This is a genomic window from Acaryochloris sp. IP29b_bin.137, from assembly GCF_028285745.1.
Taxonomy (GTDB): Bacteria; Cyanobacteriota; Cyanobacteriia; order Thermosynechococcales; family Thermosynechococcaceae; genus Acaryochloris.
In genome coordinates, this window is sequence record NZ_JANQOP010000349.1 from 1 (window position 1) to 4,043 (window position 4,043).

Sequence of the window (4,043 nt, forward strand, 5' to 3'; positions counted from 1 at the left end):
GCTCAACTTTAGGATCTGAGTGGCGTTGTTTTTTCAAAGCGGTCTCCTTCAATCTGGATGTACTTTAAACCGCTTACACAAAATAATTTACAGTCTCTGTAACTACACAACTTTAGCGTACAAAACTTGATCAATAAACTTTCCCTCCTTATAAACACCTTTACGGAAATATCCCTCCCTCTCAAAACCACTTTTCTCCAAGGCTCGGATCGAGCCAATATTTGTACTAAAAACTTTGGCATAAATTCTTACTAAACCTAGCTGTGTGAATGCATATTCACTGATTGCTCCAATTGCTGCTGTTGCTAATCCTTTTCCCCAGAACTGTTTCCCTACCCAATAGCTCAGAACACCTGAATATCGTCGAATATCATCCTGAATCTGCAAGGTTAGCGAACCAATCACCTCAGATTCACTAGCAAGTGCTAGATAAATTCCATCACGACTACTTCTTGCTTTATTTATAAATAGTTCAGCATCTTTAGAGGTAAAAGGGTAAGGGAATTCATCACGCATATTGAGCCAAATGTCACGGTTATTTGCATATTGAGTGAGCGAATGCATATCCTGTAATTCCCATGTCCGTAATTGGAATCCTGATACTTGAAGCGGTATAAACAAGGTCAACGTGGCAAGGATTAGTTAGCTAATAGACGGTTGAGTTTGAACAGGCTATCGAACTATACGGTCAACGAGGTAATGGAGTGAATTGAAGAAATAGTGCAAGCAGGGTTGGTGCGGGAGCGGTGGCGGTGTGTTGGGAGTGATAAATAAGGCATGATTCAAATTCTAGGATGCCAGGGTAACACCTTTACACAATTAAAAAAGCTCTAAAAGCCTTGCATGTTAGTAGCAATAAGCTATTTGACTATATAAAAAGTGCAACCTTAGTTTGAATCACGTTATTCCTTGACCATAAATGATGCTGTGGCTTTGGCTAGATCAGAATTCTCGAACGCATAATATCCTTCTGCATCCCTGCTAAGCGGTCCAGAGGGCGATCGCTACCCAATGGCGTGAACACTAACTTTATGGAGCGTCATTTATCTGGGCATCATCACTTTATACTACTGAGCTAATCAACATCTTTCAGGAAAGTTGGTCCTTCATAGATGCTCAAAAATTGGGGAGAGGAGAACAATGATGCAGTTAAGACGATGGTCCATACTTGGGACAACCAGTTTATTGTTGATGATGGGGTGCTCGCAAGGACAAACTCAGCTTGACAGTTCGGGAGACCCTGAGATGGATCAGACGGCAGCTTTTTCCCATTCCATTATTGAGAAATTAGAGAATCGTCCTCAACTCAAAACCCCCTCCAAGATAGTGACCTATATGACTTCAACGGCGGGTACAGCAGAGCTGACCCCTCCCAGTGAAGAGTATGAGCCTGATGCTGCCTCTCAATATAAAGGCCTGAGACCTGCCCAAACAGTCTGGATTCAGTCCACCCAAACACCACGGAATGAATTGTTTCAGAAGCATCTAGTTTTATCTGCAGATGACCAGAACGGCTTAATCATCGCGAACGCCTATCGCCAAAATGAGAGTCAGCCATTTTATACGTGGGAATGGTCCATCGAAGACTAACCCATGCTAGTGCAGCGAAGCCTTAAGAACAGAGGCCTTTGATGATGGACGATTCAACCCTGCACACTTATGCCATGAACCTCTTACTAATATTGACGGGGTTTTTCATTTATCGGGCTTGGCAGGTGGCAGGTGTAGTTAGTCAGGGTCAGCCACAGGTAAAAGATTGGCGTTTTCATCTGCGTTGGATCAGTATCGTGATGCTCTTGTGTCTGCTCAATAATGCAATGGTCTATAGCAAGGGTGCGTTGATCGCCTGGAATATCCAAGAGACACGCAGCCTTTGGAGTTTTTTGAGAAGTCAATTTAGCGTCATCACGGGAACGTCCTCTTTGATGGGATTAGTCATCATGAGTCTCTCGGAGCCCTCCATCCTCAAAGAATCAACTCCCCAACGGGGAATGTATCGAGCCATGATGGTTATTGTTGAAAAACTATTGCCACGGTTCTGGTGGGCTGTATTGGGCTTAGGAATCGTATTTGGGTTTGCAGATCCTGGTGCCACCTTGTTCCTGGCAGTAGAATTACTCTTGTTCTGGTTGATGGGTCAGGGATTAATGCGTTGGGGCAATCTATCTCAGCGGACGAAATAGATTGATAGAGGAGACATTTGCTTTGCTTTGGAAGCTTAACAGATCCCTAGCCTATGCTTGATAATTATCTGTTTTCTGGCAAATCCCAGTAATTTTTTGACTAAATGAACTTAGGCTAGGGATCTGTTAAGCTTCCAGTGCGGGAGATGGCACCACAGCATTGAGAGGAGTGGTTTCCGGGAGTAGCCTTCAGCCAACTTGAACATCCAGTTGACAATCCACATGACTGAGGGTTTAGGGGTGATTCGATTACTAGACCTCTTGCATAATTAATCAAAAGGTATGGAAGGGAACCAAATATACAGGCAAAATCATGCTCATAAAATGAGTTAGTAGCATATCGTGAACTGAATATTGCTAGAGGTCTACTTTGAGATATTGTCAATTTTCACGTAAGTTTTCGTGAACATAAGATATGGGTCGAATCTTTTATTTTGCTGGCGATCTGGTTTAGGTAAAACCAGATCGCGAAACTGTCCAACCGCTTGCTCAATCTGGGGTTTAGGGTAAAAATCTGGCTTACATGATAAGGAAATACTACTTATTCTGAGTTGAGTGAGGTCTTTGTAACACCTTCAAAACTTATACTGGGTAATGCAACGCGGAAAAATTTACAGGTGGAATTTTTCTACAGACCTAAATACTTCATCACAGCCCAGCCTTTAATAGCACCCCCAACTGCAGCAAAGAGGATAAAGAAAACGGGGATACTGCCACTAAAAAAAATACCAATAAAACCCATGATCCAGGATATAAAACTGGCTACAAACCACATGAAGGGTAGGCGATTGGTCTGTGATGCCACGCTATGATGACCTCTAAGGAGCAAAAATTGAGCGTAGCCTAAGACCCATCCTCCCAAGATAGCTACAATGGGTAGGCTAAGGAGTAGAATAAGCCCCCCTTGTCCACTCATATTGACGCCAGTGCTCAGCAAAGTTAGGTCATGAACTAGCATAATGAGAAAGCCAGTTGCACTGGTGTTGCGAAGCCACTTGTATGCCAAGGTCTTATATTGAAACTTAAGGAGCAATGCCCCTTGAAGACTTCCTAGCAACCCCCAGTAAATGACGTAAATCGTGATCATTAACAGCGATGCATCGAGAGTGCCTGGGTTCCAATGAATCCCCAAAAGATAATACAGGCCGACTGTTAGAAGTAGACAGCCAGGACTGATCAAGCTCCAGAGAGCGAGAAACCTGTTTCTTTTAGCTTGGTTGGGCTCTTGGATCATGCTGTTAGTCAAGTCCTCTCTACCCGACTCGTCACTTTTGGTGGTACTACCAAAATACCTCTCTCTGTTTGAGCCTAGAAAAAAAATGTAAGCGTTTATTAGGTCTGGGATAGATGTAAATTGTTTTAGCCATTTGATATTGATTTATTAATTTCAAGAAGTTCGATTATTCGTATAAAAGCTGTAATGTACAGATATCTAGTCTTTCTAGCGATTGGCTATGGCGGTATTAAAAAGCAAAAAGATAATACTTATTAAGTTGCCTTAACCCAGACCTTATGAACGCTAACTCGGTGAATTTCCATTAATACTGAGTCTTTATGTCGTGATGCTAATGTTAGAAAAGGCTTGGATTTGAGAGGTAGACAAGCTGCCACTTTATTATCGTGATAGGGGGAAGTTTCGGTCTTCTTAAACTTAGCTAGTTAGATGAATCCCAACATTTCCATCTTCACCGCTTTGTTGATTTCGTTGCTTCCTGCTTGTAGTCTGATCGGTTCAAGCTATGGGGGGCATCTGTCGCGGTCAGACGAGGCGCGTATTAATATCTCTGCCGAACCAATGGCAAGCTTTGACGCCGAGTCCCGATCCATCCTGTTTCGGTATCTAGCTGGTAACTCCAGATG

At 42.9% G+C, this 4,043-nt stretch carries 4 protein-coding genes and 1 pseudogene; 3 read left to right on the plus strand and 2 right to left on the minus strand.

Features of this window, described 5'->3' with window-relative positions:
- Window positions 1-102: 102 nt before the first annotated feature.
- On the minus strand, window positions 103-627 hold the full coding sequence (locus tag Q0991_RS23540; RefSeq protein ID WP_366525055.1) for a GNAT family protein: 525 nt from the start codon (window positions 625-627) through the stop codon (window positions 103-105).
- Between the two features lie 513 nt (window positions 628-1,140).
- Here Q0991_RS23540 and Q0991_RS23545 point away from each other — a divergent pair.
- Window positions 1,141-1,590, plus strand: a complete 450-nt coding sequence (locus tag Q0991_RS23545; protein WP_299493256.1) for a hypothetical protein — start codon at window positions 1,141-1,143, stop codon at window positions 1,588-1,590.
- Window positions 1,591-1,631: 41 nt separating this feature from the next.
- Complete coding sequence (locus tag Q0991_RS23550; protein ID WP_299493258.1) at window positions 1,632-2,183, plus strand: hypothetical protein; 552 nt, start codon at window positions 1,632-1,634, stop codon at window positions 2,181-2,183.
- A 628-nt stretch (window positions 2,184-2,811) separates the two neighbouring features.
- On the opposite strand, the gene Q0991_RS23555 is transcribed toward Q0991_RS23550, so the two are convergent.
- Window positions 2,812-3,270, minus strand: coding sequence for a hypothetical protein (locus tag Q0991_RS23555; RefSeq protein WP_299493260.1), 459 nt, complete (start codon window positions 3,268-3,270; stop codon window positions 2,812-2,814).
- 576 nt (window positions 3,271-3,846) lie between these two features.
- Between Q0991_RS23555 and Q0991_RS23560 the strand changes: the two are divergent.
- Window positions 3,847-4,043 (plus strand): annotated as a pseudogene (locus Q0991_RS23560) (hypothetical protein); the annotation flags it as partial.

What these genes read in the sequence shown, in the direction of transcription:
- Q0991_RS23545 (WP_299493256.1), top strand. Translation starts at nt 1,141, where the DNA reads ATGATGCAGTTAAGACGATGGTCCATACTTGGGACAACCAGTTTATTG.
- Q0991_RS23555 (WP_299493260.1), bottom strand. Translation starts at nt 3,270, where the DNA reads ATGATCACGATTTACGTCATTTACTGGGGGTTGCTAGGAAGTCTTCAA.
- Q0991_RS23550 (WP_299493258.1), top strand. Translation starts at nt 1,632, where the DNA reads ATGATGGACGATTCAACCCTGCACACTTATGCCATGAACCTCTTACTA.